This window comes from Streptomyces sp. NPDC085596, assembly GCF_044541565.1.
In the GTDB taxonomy this organism is placed as follows: domain Bacteria; phylum Actinomycetota; class Actinomycetes; order Streptomycetales; family Streptomycetaceae; genus Streptomyces.
On record NZ_JBITTC010000001.1, the window covers coordinates 62,652 to 80,304 of the forward strand.

The window sequence follows — 17,653 nt, forward strand, 5'->3', positions numbered from 1 at the left end:
TCACCTTCCGTTCACCCGGGTTGCCTACGTTCATCCCGCCAACGACTTCGAACGATTGCCTGGGTAAATGGAAAGCTTCTCGCTGATCCTCGCGATAGTGGTGATAACCGCACTCGCGTTCGATTTCACGAACGGTTTCCACGACACCGCCAACGCGATGGCCACCACCATCTCGACCGGCGCACTCAAGCCCAAGGTCGCGGTGGCCATGTCCGCCGCGCTCAACCTGGTGGGCGCTTTCCTCTCGGTGGAGGTCGCCAACACGATCTCCAAGGGTCTCGTCGACGAGACCGGCATCCGTCCCGAGGTCATCTTCGCGGCCCTGACCGGCGCGATCCTCTGGAACCTGCTGACCTGGCTGGTGGGCCTGCCCTCCAGCTCCTCGCACGCCCTGATGGGCGGCCTCGTCGGTGCCACCGTCGCCTCGGCGGGCTTCGGCGCCGTCCACGGTGACATGCTGGTCACCAAGGTGCTGCTCCCGGCGGTCGCCGCGCCGCTCGTGGCGGGTCTCGCCACGATGCTCGCCACCCGCCTCTCCTACGGCATCGGCGGCGAGGGCGACAGCAACGCCACCCGCAAGGGCTACCGCGCCGGCCAGATCGCCTCGGCCGGACTGGTCTCCCTGGCGCACGGCACCAACGACGCGCAGAAGACCATGGGCATCATCACCCTCGCGCTGATCGCGGGCGGTGCGCTGTCCCCCGGTTCCAACCCTCCCACCTGGGTGATCCTCTCCGCCGGCCTGGCCATCGCGCTCGGCACCTACATCGGCGGCTGGCGCATCATCCGCACCATGGGCAAGGGCCTGACCGACCTGGAGCCCCGTCAGGGCTTCGCCGCGCAGACCAGCGCCGCGGCCGCCATCCTGGCCTCCTCGCACCTCGGCTTCTCCCTCTCCACCACCCATGTCGTCTCCGGCTCGGTGATGGGCGCGGGCCTCGGCCGCAAGGGCGGTGTGGTCCGCTGGTCCACCGCCACCCGGATGTTCGTCGCCTGGGCGCTGACCCTGCCGGCCGCCGCGCTGGTCGGCGCGGGCGCCGAGGCCGTGACCGGCCTGGGCGACTGGGGAACCGGGCTCGTCGCCCTGTTCCTGATCGGCGCCAGCTTCGCCATCTGGAAGTTCTCCCGCCGCGAGGTCATCGACCACACCCACGTCACCGCCGAGGAGTACGTCGAGCCGGCCGGTGTGGTGACCACCGCGATGGCCATGGTCACCCCGCCCCCCGTGGGCATCGTCGCGGACGACCTGACGGCCACCATCCCGGCCGCCACCGCCGAATCCGCGCACACCCCCGCCACCACCGCCCCGCCCGCCACGGTCTGACCACCCGGTAACTGGAGGAACATCCTCATGAAGATCGACTGGGCGGCCCTCGGCTCCGTCTTCGGCGTCAGCCTCGTGGTCACGGTGGCCCTGGTGGGCCTGTTCACCCTCGGCGTCAACGGCCTGGCCCGCCGTGAGCGAGCCGCCGCCACCGGCGGCTCGGCCCCGCTCGCGGTCACCGGCGCGTACGCCTGCTTCGCCGCATGCGCGGCGGCGGTGGCCTACGGCTTCTACCTGATCGTCGCCTAGGACCCGCGAAGCGCCTTCGGAAGGCCCCCGCACGGCACACACCGCGCGGGGGCCTTCCGCTGTCCCCGGCGGTGCCGGTGTGGGGCTCAGCACACTCTTCTCCCGCAGGTCACAGGCAGGTTGACGGCCCTTCGGGGGGCGTGGTGGACTTCGCGGGCCATGTACGGCGGCAGCAGAGGAAGCCGGTGCGAATCCGGCGCGGTCCCGCCACTGTCACCGGGGAGAAGTCCCCGGAAGCCAGGAACTCTCGCCGCCGGTCTCGTCGAACCAGGGCGTGGACACCCTGAGTGAGGACATACCGTGATGCTCGGCTGCCCATCGAGAACCCGGACCAGGAACACCGGCACGCCCACGGCGAGCTAGCCGATGGGCGCCGATCGCTCGTACGCGTACGGTGCCGCCGCCGGACTCCTCGGTGATCTCCTCCTGGGCGACCCCCACCGCATGCACCCCGTCGCCGCCTTCGGGCGGGCCGCCGGGCACGTGGAGCGCGCGCTGTGGCACGACCACCGGGGCTGGGGCGCGCTGCACACCCTGGTGTGCGCCGGAGGCGCCACCGCGCTCGGAGCCGTGGCCGGACGCGCCGTACGCGCCGTATGCCCAGGCCCCGCCGCGTCCGCCGCGCTGACCGCCGCCGCCACCTGGGCCGTCGTCGGCGGCACCTCGCTCGCCCGCGAGGCGCGCGCCGTCGGGCGCGCCCTGGAGCGCGGCGACCTGACGGCCGCGCGGGCCCGGCTCCCGCACCTGTGCGGGCGCGACCCGCAGGCGCTGGACGCCGACGCGATCGCGCGCGCCGTCGTGGAGTCGGTCGCGGAGAACACCTCCGACGCCGTGGTGGGCGCCCTGGTGTGGGGCGCCGTGGCCGGGGTGCCGGGGCTGCTCGGGTTCCGGGCCGTGAACACGCTGGACGCGATGGTCGGGCACAAGTCGCCCCGGCTGCGCCGGTTCGGCTGGGCGTCCGCCCGGCTGGACGACGTCGCCGGCTGGCCGGGTGCCCGGCTGACCGCCGTGCTCGCCGTGCTCGCCGGGGACGACCCGCGTGGGGCGGTACGGGCCTGGCGGGCGGACGCGCACCGGCATCCGAGCCCCAACGCAGGTCCCGTGGAAGCCTCGTTCGCGGGCGCGCTCGGCGTCCGGCTGGGCGGCACCCTCTCCTACGGCGGCCGGGTCGAGCACCGGCCCGTGCTCAACGGCGCCGGGCGGCCGGTCCAGGTCACCGACATCGGGCGGGCCGTACGGCTCTCGCGCCGGGTCGGTCTGCTCGCGCTCGGCGTCACCGTCGCCGGGCGCCTCATCGGAAGGGGGCGGGGCAGGTGAGCGGTGGTCTGCTGGTCGCGGGGACGACGTCCGACGCGGGCAAGAGTGTCGTGACGGCCGGGATCTGCCGGTGGCTGGTCCGGCAGGGCGTCAAGGTGGCGCCGTTCAAGGGGCAGAACATGTCCCTGAACTCCTTCGTGACCCGTGAGGGCGCGGAGATCGGGCGGGCGCAGGCCATGCAGGCGCAGGCGTGCCGCACCGAACCGACCGCGCTGATGAATCCCGTACTGCTCAAGCCCGGTGGCGAGCGCAGCAGCCAAGTGGTGCTGCTGGGGAGGCCGGTGGGCGAGCTGAGCGCGCGCGGCTACCACGGCGGGCGTCAACAGGCTTTGCTGGGAACGGTGCTGGACTGTCTCGCCGAGTTGCGGGGCACGTATGACGCGGTGATCTGTGAGGGTGCGGGTTCGCCCGCCGAGATCAACCTGCGGCGCACCGACATCGTCAACATGGGGGTCGCGCGGGGCGCCCGGCTGCCCGTCCTCGTGGTCGGCGACATCGACCGGGGCGGGGTGTTCGCCTCCTTCTTCGGCACCGTCGCCCTGCTCTCCCCCGAGGACCAGGCGCTGATCGCCGGGTTCCTGGTGAACAAGTTCCGGGGCGATGTCTCGCTGCTGGAACCGGGCCTGGACATGCTGCGCGGCCTCACCGGACGGCACACCTACGGCGTGCTGCCCTTCCGGCACGGGCTCGGCATCGACGAGGAGGACGGCCTGAGGGTGTCGCTGCGGGGCACCGTCCGCGAGTCCACGGTCGCCCCACCGGTCGGCGAGGACGTGCTGCGGGTCGCCGTGTGCGCGATCCCGCTGATGTCCAACTTCACCGATGTGGACGCCCTCGCCGCCGAACCCGGCGTCGTGGTCCGCTTCGTGGACCGGCCCGAGGAACTGGCCGACGCCGACCTCGTGGTGGTGCCGGGCACCCGCGGCACCGTGCGTGCCCTTGAATGGCTGCGCGAGCGCGGCCTCGCGGACGCGCTCGTACGCCGGGCCGCCGAGGGGCGCCCGGTGCTCGGGATCTGCGGCGGCTTCCAGCTGCTCGGCGAGCACATCGAGGACGACGTCGAGTCGCGCGCCGGAAGCGTGCCGGGGCTCGGACTGCTCCCGGTGCGGGTGCGGTTCCACGCCGAGAAGACCCTCGCCCGGCCCGTCGGGGAAGCCCTGGGCGAGCCGGTCGAAGGGTACGAGATCCATCACGGGGTCGCCGAGGTGCTGGGCGGGGACGCCTTCCTGGACGGCTGCCGGACCGGGCAGGTCTGGGGCACCCACTGGCACGGCTCGCTGGAGTCGGACGGCTTCCGGCGCGCCTTCCTGCGCGAGGTCGCCGCCGCCTCCGGGCGCCGCTTCGTCCCGGCGCCCGACACCTCGTTCGCCGCGCTGCGCGAGGAGCAGCTCGACCTGCTCGGCGACCTGATCGAACACCACGCGGACACGGACGCGCTCTGGCGGCTCATCGAGTCGGGCGCGCCCGCAGGACTGCCCTTCATTCCACCGGGAGCGCCCGCATGAGCACAGTGTTGTTGCTGTCGACCGCCGACACGGACCTGCTGGCCGCCCGCGCCAGCGGCGCCGACTACCGGATCGGCAACCCGTCCCGCGTCGACCCAGCCGCCGACCTGCCCGCCCTCCTCGACGGCGCGGACCTCGCGGTCGTCCGGCTGCTGGGCGGCAAGCGGGCCTGGGAGGACGGGCTCGCCGCGCTGAAGGCGTCCGGGGTGCCGACGGTGCTGCTGGGCGGCGAGAGCGTGCCGGACGCCGAGCTGATGGCCGAGTCGACCGCGCCGGCCGGGGTCGTCGCGGAGGCGCTGCGCTATCTGGTCGAGGGCGGCCCGGCGAACCTGCTGGAGTTGTCCCGGTTCCTCTCCGACACCGTCCTGCTGACCGGCGAGGGCTTCGAAGAGCCGCACCGGATGCCGGAGTTCGGGCTGCACGGCACCTACGAGCAGCGCGCGGGCCGGCCGACCGTGGGCGTGCTCTTCTACCGGGCGCACGAACTCGGCGGCAACACCGCCTTCGTGGACACCCTGTGCGCGGCCATCGAGGAACGCGGCGCCAACGCCCTTCCGGTGTACTGCGGTTCGCTGCGCGACGCGGACGCCGGGCTGTACGAACTGCTGGGGCGGGCCGACGCCCTGATCGCCACCGTGCTCGCGGCCGGCGGCGCGCACGCCTCGGCCGCCTCGGCGGGCGGGGACGAGGAGGCGTGGGACATCGGCGCCCTCGCGGACCTCAACGTGCCTGTGCTGCAAGGACTTTGTCTCACCTCCACGCGGGCCGCCTGGGAGGCGTCGGACGCCGCCCTCTCCCCCATGGACGCCGCGATGCAGGTCGCCATCCCGGAGTTCGACGGCCGCCTGATCACCGTGCCCTTCTCCTTCAAGGAGCCAGGGCCGGACGAGGTCCCGGTCTACGTCGCCGACCCCGAGCGCGCGGCACGGGTCGCCGGGATCGCCGTACGGCACGCCGTGCTGCGGCACAAGCCGAACGCGGAGAAGCGGATCGCGCTGGTCTTCACCGCCTACCCGACCAAGCACTCCCGCGTCGGCAACGCGGTCGGCCTGGACACCCCCGCCTCGGCGGTACGGGTACTGGACGCGCTGCGCGACGCCGGGTACGGGGTGAGCGAACACCCCTCAGAGGGCGACGAGTTGATCCACCGGCTGATCGCGGCCGGCGGCCACGACGTGGAGTGGCTGACCGAGGAGCAGCTCGCCGCCGCGCCCGCACGGGTGCCGCTCGCCGACTACCGGGCCTGGTTCGGCACGCTCGACCCCGAGCTGCGCGAGGCCATGCTGGAGGCGTGGGGCGAGCCGCCGGGCAACCTGTACGTGGACGGCGACGACATCGTCCTCGCCTCGCTGCGGTTCGGGAACGTCGTCGTGATGATCCAGCCGCCGCGCGGCTTCGGCGAGAACCCCATCGCCATCTACCACGACCCCGACATGCCGCCCTCGCACCACTACCTGGCCGCCTACCGGTGGCTGGAGGCTGCGACATCGGAGGGGGGTTTCGGCGCGGACGCGGTCGTGCACATGGGCAAGCACGGCACGATGGAGTGGCTGCCGGGCAAGGGCCTCGGCCTGTCGCGCCGCTGCGCGCCCGACGCCGTGCTCGGTGAACTCCCGCTCGTCTACCCGTTCATCGTCAACGACCCCGGCGAGGGCACCCAGGCCAAGCGGCGCGGGCACGCCACGGTGGTCGACCACCTGGTGCCGCCGATGGCCCGCGCCGACACCTACGGCGATCTCGCCAAGCTGGAACAACTGCTGGACGAGTACGCGCTCGTCTCCGACCTGGACCCGACCAAGGCCCCGGCCGTGCGCGCCCAGATCTGGACGCTGGTCAAGGCCGCCGAGCTGCACCACGACCTGCACGTGGACGAGCAGCCGGAGGACGACGACTTCGACTCGTTCGTCATGCACATCGACGGCTACCTCTGCGAGATCAAGGACGTGCAGATCCGCGACGGACTGCACATCCTGGGCGGCGGCCCGGAGGGCGAGCCCCGCGTCAACCTCGTCCTCGCCGTGCTGCGCGCCTCCCAGGTCTGGGGCGGCCAGGCCAACGCGCTGCCGGGCCTGCGGGCCGCGCTGGCCGAGCATTTCGGGCTGGTGGAGAAGGAGTTGCTGGCCGAGCCGGGCGCGCCGGTGAAGGTGCCGGTGGAGCTGACCGACCTGGCCGAGGGCCCGGCGCGCACCGGGGCCGACGCGATCGACCTGCTGGAGAAGCTGTGCCGCGGGATCGCGGAGGGCATGGAGGCGCGGGACTGGGACCGGGCGGCCGTACCGGCGGTGCTGGACGAGGTGCTGGGCTTCGAACTGGCCGCTGCTTCAGCGGTGTTGAAGTTCGCCTGCACGGAGGTCGTGCCCCGGCTCGCCCGTACCACCGACGAGATCGGGCACATCCTCCGTGCGCTGGACGGCGGTTACGTCCCGGCGGGACCCTCGGGCTCGCCCACGCGGGGTCTGGTCAATGTGCTGCCGACCGGCCGCAACTTCTACTCCGTCGACCCCAAGGCGATCCCGTCCCGGCTGAGTTGGGAGGTCGGGCAGTCCCTCGCGGACTCACTGGTGCAGCGGTACCTGACCGACACCGGGGAGTATCCGAAGTCGGTGGGCCTCACCGTGTGGGGCACCTCGGCGATGCGCACCCAGGGCGACGACATCGCGGAGATCCTCGCCCTGCTGGGCTGCCGCCCGGTGTGGGACGACGCCTCGCGCCGGGTGACCGGCTTCGAGATCGTGCCCCTCGCCGAGCTGGGCCGCCCCCGCATCGACGTCACCGTCCGCATCTCCGGCTTCTTCCGGGACGCGTTCCCGCACGTGGTCGGTCTGATCGACGACGCGGTACGCGCGGTGGCCGAGCTGGACGAACCGGCCGGGTCCAACTACGTCCGCGCCCACGTCGAGGAGGACACCGCCGAACACGGCGACCGCCGCCGCGCCACCGCCCGCGTCTTCGGCTCCAAGCCGGGCGCGTACGGCGCGGGCCTGCTGCCGCTGATCGACGCGCGGAACTGGCGAAGCGACGCGGATCTCGCCGAGGTGTACGCCGTCTGGGGCGGCTACGCCTACGGGCGCGGGCTCGATGGGCGCGCGGCGCGCGGGGACATGGAGACGGCGTTCAAGCGGATCGCGGTGGCGGCGAAAAACGTCGATACCAGAGAACACGATCTTGTCGACGCCGACGACTACTTCCAGTACCACGGCGGCATGGTCGCCATGGTGCGCCACCTGACCGGCACCAGCCCCGAGGCGTACGTGGGCGACTCGGCCGTGCCGGACCAGGTCAAGACCAGAAGTCTGGCTGAGGAGACGCACCGCGTTTTCCGGGCGAGGGTGGTCAATCCCCGCTGGATGAGCGCGATGAGAAGGCACGGCTACAAGGGTGCCTTCGAGATGGCGGCGACCGTGGACTACCTCTTCGGGTACGACGCCACGGCGGGCGTGGTGGACGACTGGATGTACGAAAAGCTCAGCGCCGAGTACGTCTTCGACCCGGAGAACCGGGACTTCATGAAGAAGTCCAACCCCTGGGCCCTGCGCGGCATCACCGAACGCCTGCTGGAGGCGGCGGACCGGGGGCTGTGGGCGGAGCCGGACCAGGAGACCTTGGAGCGGCTCCGGGCGACGTATCTGGAACTCGAGGGAGAGCTGGAGGGAGACGAGTGAGCACGCGATTCCCGTTCACCGCGGTGGTCGGGCAGCAGGATCTGCAACTGGCCCTGCTGCTCAACGCCGTCGCGCCGAACATCGGCGGGGTGCTCGTACGGGGCGAGAAGGGCACGGCCAAGAGCACCGCGGTCAGAGCGCTGGCGGCGCTGCTGCCCGAGGTCGAAGTGGTCGCCGGATGCCGGTTCTCCTGTGATCCGGCGTCGCCCGATCCGACCTGCCCGGACGGGCCGCACACGGTGACGGCGGCCGAGGCGCGGGACGCGCGGATGGTCGAACTGCCCGTTGGGGCGTCCGAGGACCGGCTGGTGGGGGCACTGGACATCGAGCGGGCGCTCGCGGAGGGGGTCAAGTCCTTCGAGCCCGGCCTGCTGGCAGCTGCCAACCGGGGCATCCTCTACGTCGACGAAGTCAACCTGCTGCATGACCACTTGGTGGACGTGCTGTTGGACGCGGCCGCGATGGGCGCCTCGTACGTCGAGCGTGAGGGTGTCTCCGTACGGCATGCCGCGCGGTTCTTGCTCGTCGGCACGATGAACCCCGAAGAGGGCGAGCTGCGGCCGCAGTTGCTCGACCGGTTCGGGCTGACCGTGGAGGTCGCGGCCTCGCGGGAGCCCGATCAGCGGGTGGAGGTCGTGCGGCGCAGGCTGGCGTACGACGACGATCCGGCCGGGTTCGCGGCGCGTTGGGCGGACGAGGAGAGTGCCGTACGGCAACGCATCCTCGCGGCACGGGAGTTGCTGCCCAAGGTGCGGCTGGGCGACGGGGCGCTGAAGCAGATCGCGGCGACCTGTGCGGCGTTCGAGGTGGACGGTATGCGGGCCGACATCGTGATGGCGCGTACCGCGACCGCGCTGGCCGCGTGGGACGGGCGGAGCGATGTGCTGGCCGAGGACGTGCGGCAGGCCGCGCTGCTGGCGCTGCCGCACAGGCGGCGCCGCAATCCCTTCGACGCGCCGGGGCTGGACGAGGACAAGCTCGATCAGACGCTGGAGGAGTCGGCCGGGGAGGACGACGATCCCGATCCCGGCCCGGATGGTCCCGGTGGCGGCGGGCAGCCGTCGCCTGACGAAGGTCCGCAGGGCGGGGGCGCCGGGGCGCGGCCGGAGGCCGGTGAGGACGGGGAGCCGCAGCCGGCCGCCGGTGGTGCGGGTGAGCAGGCGCCGGCGCGGGCGGCGGAGCCGTTCCGTACCAAGGCGCTGACGGTGCCCGGTGTCGGGGCGGGCGCGGCCGGGCGGCGTTCACGGGCGCGGACCGAGCGCGGGCGGACCACCGGTGCGCTGCGGCCGCGTGGGGCGTTGACGAAGCTGCATCTGGCGGCCACCGTGCGGGCGGCCGCTCCGCATCAGCGGGCGCGCGGCCGGTCGGGGCCGGGGCTGGTGCTGCGCCGCGACGATCTGCGGCAGGCGGCGCGGGAGGGGCGCGAGGGAAATCTCGTCCTCTTCCTGGTCGATGCCTCCGGTTCGATGGCCGCGCGGCAGCGGATGAGCGCGGTGAAGGGTGCCGTGCTGTCGCTGCTGCTGGACGCCTACCAGCGGCGGGACAAGGTCGGTCTGGTGACCTTCCGGGGTGCGGCGGCCGAGGTCGCGCTGCCGCCGACCTCGTCGGTGGACGCGGCGGCGGCCCGGCTGGAGTCGCTGCCGACGGGCGGCCGTACGCCGCTGGCGGCGGGGTTGCTGAAGGCGCACGACGTGCTGCGGGTGGAGCGGCTGCGTGACCCGTCCCGGCGGGCGCTGCTGGTGGTGGTGACGGACGGGCGGGCGACCGGTGGTCCGGAGCCGGTGGCGCTGGCGGGGCGTGCGGCGCGGTTGTTCGGGGCGGAGTCGGTGGCCTCGGTGGTCGTGGACTGCGAGTCGGGGCCGGTACGGCTGGGGCTCGCGGGGCAACTCGCGGAGGAGCTGGGGGGTACGGCGGTGACGCTGGAGGAGCTGCGGGCCGACGCGATCGCCGGGCTGGTCAGGGATGTGCGGGGGACGACTTCGAGGAGGGCCGCGTAGTGCCGCAAGGGCAGCCGAGTGTGGTGCCGGACGACGGGTTGACGACGCGGCAGCGGCGCAATCGTCCGCTGGTGGTCGTGCACACGGGGATCGGGAAGGGCAAGTCGACGGCCGCGTTCGGGCTGGCGCTGCGGGCCTGGAACCAGGGGTGGCCGATCGGGGTGTTCCAGTTCGTCAAGTCGGCGAAGTGGAAGGTCGGCGAGGAGAACGCGCTGCGGGTGCTGGGTGCCTCCGGGCAGGGCGGGTCCGTCGACTGGCACAAGATGGGCGAGGGCTGGTCCTGGGTCCAGCGGGACGCGCAGCTCGACAACGAGGAGAAGGCCCGGGAGGGGTGGGAGCAGGTCAAGCGGGACCTGGCGGCCGAGACGTACCGGCTGTACGTGCTGGACGAGTTCGCCTACCCGATGCACTGGGGGTGGGTGGACACCGAGGAGGTCGTGGAGGTGCTGCGGGCCCGGCCGGGTAACCAGCATGTGGTAATCACCGGGCGCAACGCCCCTCCTCCTCTGGTGGAGTTCGCGGATCTGGTGACCGACATGTCCAAGGTGAAGCATCCGATGGACGCCGGGCAGAAGGGGCAGAGGGGCATCGAGTGGTGATGTCCGTACCCCGGCTGGTCGTCGCCGCGCCTTCGTCGGGCAGCGGGAAGACCACCGTCGCCACGGGGCTGATGGCCGCGTTCGCCGCGCGGGGGCTCGCCGTGTCTCCGCACAAGGTGGGGCCGGACTACATCGACCCCGGCTATCACGCGCTCGCCACCGGTCGGGTGGGGCGGAATCTCGACGCGTATCTGTGCGGGCCCGAGCTGGTCGCTCCGCTGTTCGCGCATGGGGCGCGGGGGTGTGATCTGGCCGTGGTCGAGGGTGTGATGGGGCTGTACGACGGGGCTGCGGGGCAGGGTGAGCTGGCCTCCACGGCGCAGGTGGCGAAGCTGCTTCGGGCGCCGGTGGTGCTGGTGGTGGACGCCTCTTCGCAGTCCCGGTCGGTGGCCGCGCTGGTGCATGGGTTCGCCTCCTGGGACGCGGGGGTGCGGATCGGGGGCGTGATCCTCAACAAGGTGGGGTCCGAGCGGCACGAGGTGTTGCTGCGGGAGGCGCTGGACGAAGCGGGGGTGCCCGTACTGGGCGTGCTGCGGAGGGCTGAGCAGGTGGCTACGCCGTCTCGGCATCTGGGGTTGGTGCCGGTGGCTGAGCGGGGTGCTGCCGCTGTGTCGGCGGTCGCGGCCATGGGGGCGCAGGTCTCTGCCGGGTGCGACTTGGATGCGCTGATGGCGCTGGCGCGGGGTGCGGGGGCGTTGCCGGGTGCGGGGTGGTCCCCGGCTGAGGCCCTTTCTCTGCCCACCCACGACCAGCCGTCTCGGTTGGCCGAGAAGCGGGCCACGGGCTTGGAGCAGTCGGGCGGTGCGGCAGAGCGCGGTTCCGCCCCGAGTGAGCGTGCCGTTGGCGCCGGCGCCGGCAGCCCTGCTGCAAGTGGGCGTCCCGTTGTCCCCGTTGCTGACGGGCCCGCCGCAAGTAGGCGTCCTGTCGTTGCCGTCGCCGGCGGGCCCGCGTTCACCTTTTCCTACGCCGAGCACGCCGAGTTGCTCGGCGCCGCCGGGGCTGAAGTCGTCACGTTTGATCCGTTGCGGGATGAGCGGTTGCCCGAGGGGGCTCGGGGGCTCGTCATCGGCGGAGGGTTTCCCGAGGTGTACGCGAGTGAGCTCGGGGCCAATGAGTCGCTGCGCAAGGAGATTGCCGCGCTCGCGCTCTCGGGGGCGCCCGTTGCCGCGGAGTGTGCGGGGTTGCTCTACCTGTGCCGGGAGTTGGACGGGACCCCTATGTGCGGCGTGCTCGACGCCTCCGCGCGGATGTCGGAGCGGTTGAGCCTCGGGTACCGGGATGCCGTGGCCGTCGGGGACAGCGTGTTGGCGGTGGCCGGGACGCGGATGCGGGGGCATGAGTTTCATCGGACCGTCGTGGAGCCCGGTGCCGGTGAGGCGCCCGCGTGGGGTGTGGTCGCGCCGGAGCGGCGGGTGGAGGGGTTCGTGCGGCAGGGCGTGCACGCGAGTTATCTGCATACCCACTGGGCGTCGGAGCCCGGTGTGGCCCGGAGGTTCACGGAGAGGTGCCGGACGTCATGAGCAGCAGGCTGGTCGGGGTCGGGGTGGGTCCCGGTGACCCGGAACTGGTGACCGTGAAGGGCGTCAACGCGCTACGGGCCGCCGATGTGGTCGTCGTACCGGTGATGGACACCGGGGAGCGGGGCCGGGCCGAGGCGACGGTGCTGCACCATGTGTCCGGCGAGAAGATCGTCCGGGTGGTGTTCGCGCTGAACGAGCGGACGGACCGGGCGCGCCGGGAGGCCGCGTGGGACGCGGCGGGCGCGCGGGTCGCGGAGCTGCTGCGGGAGCACGCGTACGTCGCGTTCGCCACCATCGGTGATCCGAACGTGTACTCCACCTTCACCTACCTGGCGCAGACGCTCAGGGAGCTGGTGCCGGAGCTGGTGGTGGAGACGGTGCCCGGTATCACCGCGATGCAGGATCTGGCGGCCAGGTCGGGCGCGGTGCTGACCGAGGGCACCGAGCCGCTGACGCTGGTGCCGGTGACGGCGGGCGCTGCGGCGCTGAAGGAGGCGCTGGCGGGTCCGGGGACCGTGGTGGCGTACAAGTTCGGGCGGCGCGCGGCGGAGGTGGCCGAGGCGCTGCGGGAGGCCGGGCGGCTTCAGGACGCGGTGTGGGGGTCGGCGCTCGGGCTGCCGGAGGAGTCGGTGCGGCCCGCCGCCGAGCTGGACGGGGACGCGCTGCCGTACCTGTCCACGCTCATAGCGCCGCCCCGGCGCGAGGGCGGCCGGGGCGGGAAGCTGTGAGGGGTTCAGCCGCCGGAGAGGCCGACCACCAGCCAGATGAAGGCGGCGCCCGCGACGGTGCACAGCACGGTGGAGCGGGCCGGGTGCTCGTGGTGGGCCTCGGGGAGGATCTCGGCGGCGGCGAGGTAGAGCAGCGCGCCGCCGAAGAGGCCGAGGTAGCCGCCGAGCAGCGGTTCGGGGATGTGCACGAACATGGTCGACAGGGCGCCCAGTATCGGCGCGCAGGCGTCGGCCACCAGCATGGCCACGGCCCGGCGGCGGGCGTTGCCGTAGAGGCTGGTGATGGTGAAGGTGTTGAAGCCGTCGGCGAAGTCGTGCGCGATCACGGCGAGGGCGACGGACAGGCCCATGCCGCCGCCGATCTGGAAGGCGGCGCCGATGGCGACGCCGTCCATGAAGCTGTGGCCGACCATCGCGGCCGCCGCCGTGAGGCCCACCTCGGGCGCCCGGTGGGTGTGCTCGGCCGCGCCGTGCGCTGCCTGGCGTCCGGCGAGGAGACGTTCCACCAGATGGGCGAGGAGGAACCCGGCGACGAACAGCACGAGCGCCGCGGGGACGCCGAACCATTTGTGTCCGGCCGCCTCCAGCGCCTCGGGGAGCAGGTCGAGGCCGACCACGCCCAGCATCAGGCCGCCGGCCAGGCCAAGGACCAGGTGGCGACGGTCGGTCACGCGCTGTGCCGTCCAGCCGCCGGCCAGCGTCATCAGGAACGCGCCGAGCGCGACAAGGACCGCCATAAGCCCTTGCTATCCGATGCGGGGCCCTGTGCGCACATCCAGCGGCCCGCAAACCTCACCAGACCCTGACATTCACCCCAGTTCCAGCTGTCCCGTCCCGGACCACGACCACGACCACGCGTCCGGGCTTCCCGTAGGAGAGGACCCTTCCCATGGCCGATGCCCCCGCCGGCAAGGTGACGTTCGTCGGTGCCGGGCCCGGTGCCGCCGATCTGCTGACGTTCCGCGCGGCCCGCGCGATCGCGGAGGCGGACGTGGTGATCTGGGCGGCCAGCCTGGTCCGCGCCGAGGTGCTGGAGCACGCCCGCGCGGACGCGGAGATCCTGGACTCGGCGGCCCTGTCCCTGGAGGACGTGGTGGCCGTGTACCGGCGCGCCCACGAGGAGGGTCTGAGGGTGGCCCGGGTGCACTCCGGGGACCCGGCGCTGTGGGGCGGTACGCAGGAGCAGCTGGACCGGTGCGCGGAGGTCGGGATCGCCACGGAGATCGTGCCCGGTGTCTCGTCGTTCTCGGCGGTGGCCGCGCTCGCGGGGCGGGAGCTGACCATCCCGGAGGTGGCCCAGTCGGTGATCCTGACCCGGCTCGGCGGCGGCAAGACGCCGATGCCGCCCGGTGAGGAGGTGCGCGAGTTCGCCCGGCACGGCACCACGATGGCGGTGTTCCTGTCGGCGGCGCGCAGCGGCCAGCTGGTGCACGAGCTGCTTGAGGGCGGCTACCCGACGTCCACCCCGGTCGTGGTCGCCCATCAGGTGACCTGGCCGGAGGAGCTGGTGGTGCGGTGCACGATCGGCACGCTGGAGGAGACGGTCAAGGAGCACCGGCTGTGGAAGCACACCCTGTTCCTGGTCGGCGCGGCGCTGGACGCGCACGGCACCCGCTCGCACCTCTATCACCCCGGCCACTTCCACGGGTTCCGCAGGGCCGACCCGGAGGCGCGGCGGGCGCTGCGTGAGCGGGGGGCGAGCAGTTGATCACGGTCGTCGGCGCGGGGACGGGTACCCCGGTCCCTCCTGACGTGCTCGCGGGGGCGGCGCTGGTCGTCGGCGGGCAGCGTCACCTGGACGCGGCGCCGGTGCCCGAGGGTGCGGCACGGGTGGTGCTCGGCCCGCTGGCGCCCGCCCTGGACGCGATCGAGGAGTGTGTGGCCGAGGAGCGGCCGGTGGTGGTGCTGGCGTCGGGTGATCCGGGGTTCTTCGGGATCGTGCGGGTGCTGGCGGAGCGGTTCGGGGCCGGCCTGCTGGCGGTGCGGCCGGGGGTGTCCTCGGTGGCGGGCGCCTTCGCCCGGCTGGGGCTGACCTGGGACGACGCGGTGGTGGTGAGCGCGCACGGGCGGGAGCTGCGGACGGCGGTGAACGTGTGCCGGGCGCGCCCGAAGGTCGCCGTGCTGACCGGTCCCGGGTCGGGTCCGGCCGAGCTGGGTGCCCGGCTGGACGGCACCGGCCGGGTGCTGGTCGTGGTGAGCGCGCTCGGCGATCGGGAGCGGGAGCGGGTGGAGCGGGTGACGCCCGCCGAGGCCGCGCTGCGGGACTGGGGTCCGGCGGTGAGCGTGGTGCTGTGCCTGGACGAGGCGCGTACGGCGGAGGGTCCGCGCACGGTCGCCGGGGCGGGTGCCGGGCCCGCGCGGTGGGCGCTGGCGGAGAGCGAGTTCGCGCACCGGGACTCGATGATCACCAAGTTCGAGGTGCGGGCGCTGGCGCTCGCCCGGCTCGGGCCGCGCCTGGGCGATCTGGTGTGGGACGTGGGCGCGGGTTCGGGTTCGGTGGCCGTGGAGTGCGCGCGGCTCGGCGCGGCCGTGACCGCCGTGGAGAAGACCGAGGACGGCGCCGAGCGGGTACGGGCCAATGCCCGCGCCCATGGCGTGGACGTGGCCGTGGTGCGTGGCACGGCTCCGGAGGCGCTGGCCGGTCTTGACGAGCCCGACGCGGTGTTCGTGGGCGGTGGCGGGCGTGATCTGCCCGCCGTGGTCGGTGTCTGCGCGGAGCGGGCGCGGCGGACGGTCGTGGTGGCCGTGGCCGCGCTGGACCGGGTCGGCCCGGTGCGTGAGGCGCTGACGCGGGCCGGGTTCGGCTGTGACGGGGTGCTGTTGCAGTCGTCGCGGCTGGCACCGCTGCCGGGTGATGTGACCCGGCTGGCGGCCACCAACCCCGTTTTCCTGCTGTGGGGCGACCGCCTCCCGGCACGGAGTGAAGGAGGAGTCCAGTGATCGGCCTGATTTCCGCCACGGCGGCGGGGGCGGCGGCCCGCGACCGGCTGGCCGCGGCCTGGCCGGACCGTACGCGGGTGTACGAGGGCCCGGCCGGGGAGGCCGTACGGGCGGCGTTCGCGGAGTGCGAGCAGCTGGTGTGCTTCCTGGCCACCGGTGCCACGGTCCGGCTGCTCGCCCCGCTGCTCGGGGACAAGGCGGCCGATCCGGGTGTGGTGTGCGTGGACGAGGGCGGCCGGTTCGCGGTGTCCCTGGTCGGCGGGCACGGCGGCGGCGCCAATGAACTCGCCCGTGAGGTGGGCGGGTTGCTGGGTGCGGAGCCGGTGGTGACGACGGCGACGGACGCGGTGGGCCTGGCCGGGCTGGACACGCTCGGCCTGCCGGTGGAGGGCGCGGTCGCGGCGGTGTCGCGGGCTCTGCTGGACGGTGAACCGGTGACGCTGGAGGCGGAGTTGGCCTGGCCGTTGCCGCCGGTCCCTTTCGCCGGACAGGGCGCGTACACGGTGCGGTTGACCGACCGGGACATCCAACCCGGTCCGGATGAGGTGCTGTTGCGGCCGCCGTCGCTCGTCGTCGGGGTCGGCGCGTCCAAGGGGGCGCCCGTCGAGGAGGTGCTCGGGCTGATCGAGGAGGCGCTGCGCGAGGCGGGGCTCTCGGTGCGGTCGGTGGCCGAACTCGCCACGGTGGACGCCAAGTCGGAGGAGCCGGGCATCGTGGCCGCCGCCGAGCGGCTGGGCGTGCCCCTGGTGACGTACCCGGCGGACGAACTGGCCGCGGTGACGGTGCCGAACCCCTCCGAGGCACCCCTGGCTGCGGTCGGCACCCCGTCCGTGGCGGAGGCCGCCGCGCTCAGGCGGGGCGGCGAACTCCTCGTACCCAAGAGGAAGTCGGCGGCCAGGCCGGCCATGGCGACCTGCGCGGTCGTACGGCGTCCCGGCCGGGGCCGGCTCGCGGTGGTCGGGCTCGGTCCGGGCGCCCGCGACCTGCTCACCCCGCGCGCGGCCGCCGAACTGCGGCGCGCCTCGGTGCTGGTGGGTCTGGACCAGTACGTCGACCAGATCCGCGACCTCGTCCGGCCCGGCACCCGGGTGCTGGAGTCGGGGCTCGGCGCGGAGGAGGAGCGGGCCCGTACGGCGGTCGCGGAGGCCCGTAAGGGGCACGCGGTGGCGCTGATCGGCAGCGGGGACGCGGGGGTGTACGCCATGGCCTCCCCCGCGCTCGCCGAGGCGTCCGACGACATCGACGTGGTGGGCGTGCCCGGTGTCACCGCCGCGCTCGCGGCCGGGGCGGTGCTGGGCGCGCCGCTGGGCCACGACCATGTGTCGATCAGCCTCTCCGATCTGCACACCCCGTGGGAGGTCATCGAGCGGCGGGTACGCGCGGCGGCCGAGGCGGACATCGTGGTGACCTTCTACAACCCCCGCTCGCGCGGCCGGGACTGGCAGCTCCCCAAGGCGCTCGCCGTCCTCGCCGGGCACCGGGAGCCGGAGACGCCGGTCGGGGTGGTGCGCAACGCCTCCCGGCCGGACGAGTCCGTACGGCTGACCACGCTCGCCGGACTCGACCCGGCGACCGTCGACATGATGACGGTGGTCACCGTCGGCAACACCGCCACCCGGAACATCGCCGGCCGCATGGTGACCCCGCGCGGCTACCGCTGGCAGCACGCCCCGGAGGAGGCCCGGTGAACCGTGCCGCCCCGCGCCGTGGGGCACGAGTTCTTCCGACGCCCGCCGTAAGCAGCGTGTCCCAGGAGGGCGGATCGACGACCGCCGCCCTCAACGTCGCCCCTTTCCAACCGACTTACCCCGA

At 73.5% G+C, this 17,653-nt stretch carries 13 protein-coding genes and 1 riboswitch; of the genes, 12 read left to right on the forward strand and 1 reads right to left on the reverse strand.

All coding sequences use genetic code 11. From position 1 onward, the window contains the following. Nucleotides 1–67: 67 nt before the first annotated feature. The 9 genes from ACIGA3_RS00345 (at nucleotide 68) to cobI (ending at nucleotide 12,901) form a co-directional block, all read left to right on the forward strand. Nucleotides 68–1,324 carry an anion permease gene (locus tag ACIGA3_RS00345; RefSeq protein ID WP_399708547.1) on the forward strand — a complete coding sequence of 419 codons (1,257 nt, stop codon included), beginning with the start codon at nucleotides 68–70 and terminating at the stop codon, nucleotides 1,322–1,324. 27 nt (nucleotides 1,325–1,351) lie between these two features. Continuing rightward, complete coding sequence (locus tag ACIGA3_RS00350) at nucleotides 1,352–1,573, forward strand: hypothetical protein (RefSeq protein ID WP_393595917.1); 222 nt, start codon at nucleotides 1,352–1,354, stop codon at nucleotides 1,571–1,573. A 135-nt stretch (nucleotides 1,574–1,708) separates the two neighbouring features. Continuing rightward, nucleotides 1,709–1,841, forward strand: a riboswitch (cobalamin riboswitch). 98 nt (nucleotides 1,842–1,939) lie between these two features. Then, nucleotides 1,940–2,890 (forward strand): cobalamin biosynthesis protein, encoded by a 951-nt coding sequence (locus tag ACIGA3_RS00355; protein WP_399708551.1) that lies wholly within the window; start codon nucleotides 1,940–1,942, stop codon nucleotides 2,888–2,890. After that, nucleotides 2,887–4,395 carry a cobyric acid synthase gene (locus ACIGA3_RS00360; RefSeq protein ID WP_399708554.1) on the forward strand — a complete coding sequence of 503 codons (1,509 nt, stop codon included), beginning with the start codon at nucleotides 2,887–2,889 and terminating at the stop codon, nucleotides 4,393–4,395. The genes ACIGA3_RS00355 and ACIGA3_RS00360 overlap by 4 nt, the downstream gene beginning before the upstream one ends. Next, nucleotides 4,392–8,057 (forward strand): cobaltochelatase subunit CobN, encoded by a 3,666-nt coding sequence (cobN, locus tag ACIGA3_RS00365; RefSeq protein WP_399708557.1) that lies wholly within the window; start codon nucleotides 4,392–4,394, stop codon nucleotides 8,055–8,057. Before ACIGA3_RS00360 ends, cobN begins: the two co-directional genes overlap by 4 nt. Continuing rightward, nucleotides 8,054–10,054, forward strand: a complete 2,001-nt coding sequence (locus ACIGA3_RS00370) for a putative cobaltochelatase (protein ID WP_399708560.1) — start codon at nucleotides 8,054–8,056, stop codon at nucleotides 10,052–10,054. The genes cobN and ACIGA3_RS00370 overlap by 4 nt, the downstream gene beginning before the upstream one ends. Continuing rightward, nucleotides 10,054–10,653, forward strand: a complete 600-nt coding sequence (cobO, locus tag ACIGA3_RS00375; RefSeq protein WP_399708563.1) for a cob(I)yrinic acid a,c-diamide adenosyltransferase — start codon at nucleotides 10,054–10,056, stop codon at nucleotides 10,651–10,653. Before ACIGA3_RS00370 ends, cobO begins: the two co-directional genes overlap by 1 nt. Then, a complete protein-coding gene (locus tag ACIGA3_RS00380) occupies nucleotides 10,653–12,173 on the forward strand; it encodes a cobyrinate a,c-diamide synthase (protein ID WP_399710738.1) in 1,521 nt (506 codons plus the stop codon). Before cobO ends, ACIGA3_RS00380 begins: the two co-directional genes overlap by 1 nt. Further along, on the forward strand, nucleotides 12,170–12,901 hold the full coding sequence (cobI, locus tag ACIGA3_RS00385) for a precorrin-2 C(20)-methyltransferase (RefSeq protein ID WP_399708566.1): 732 nt from the start codon (nucleotides 12,170–12,172) through the stop codon (nucleotides 12,899–12,901). The genes ACIGA3_RS00380 and cobI overlap by 4 nt, the downstream gene beginning before the upstream one ends. A 5-nt stretch (nucleotides 12,902–12,906) precedes the next feature. On the opposite strand, the gene ACIGA3_RS00390 is transcribed toward cobI, so the two are convergent. Then, entirely contained in the window at nucleotides 12,907–13,638 is a 732-nt protein-coding gene (locus ACIGA3_RS00390; RefSeq protein WP_399708569.1) for a ZIP family metal transporter, read from the reverse strand. A 152-nt stretch (nucleotides 13,639–13,790) separates the two neighbouring features. Here ACIGA3_RS00390 and cobM point away from each other — a divergent pair, with 152 nt between their 5' ends. The 3 genes from cobM to cobJ are packed head-to-tail and all read left to right on the forward strand — an operon-like array spanning nucleotide 13,791 to nucleotide 17,529. Beyond that, entirely contained in the window at nucleotides 13,791–14,609 is an 819-nt protein-coding gene (gene cobM / locus ACIGA3_RS00395; RefSeq protein ID WP_399708572.1) for a precorrin-4 C(11)-methyltransferase, read from the forward strand. Continuing rightward, complete coding sequence (cbiE, locus tag ACIGA3_RS00400) at nucleotides 14,606–15,841, forward strand: precorrin-6y C5,15-methyltransferase (decarboxylating) subunit CbiE (protein ID WP_399708575.1); 1,236 nt, start codon at nucleotides 14,606–14,608, stop codon at nucleotides 15,839–15,841. Before cobM ends, cbiE begins: the two co-directional genes overlap by 4 nt. Beyond that, nucleotides 15,838–17,529, forward strand: a complete 1,692-nt coding sequence (gene cobJ / locus ACIGA3_RS00405) for a precorrin-3B C(17)-methyltransferase (protein WP_399708578.1) — start codon at nucleotides 15,838–15,840, stop codon at nucleotides 17,527–17,529. Before cbiE ends, cobJ begins: the two co-directional genes overlap by 4 nt. Nucleotides 17,530–17,653: the final 124 nt, after the last annotated feature.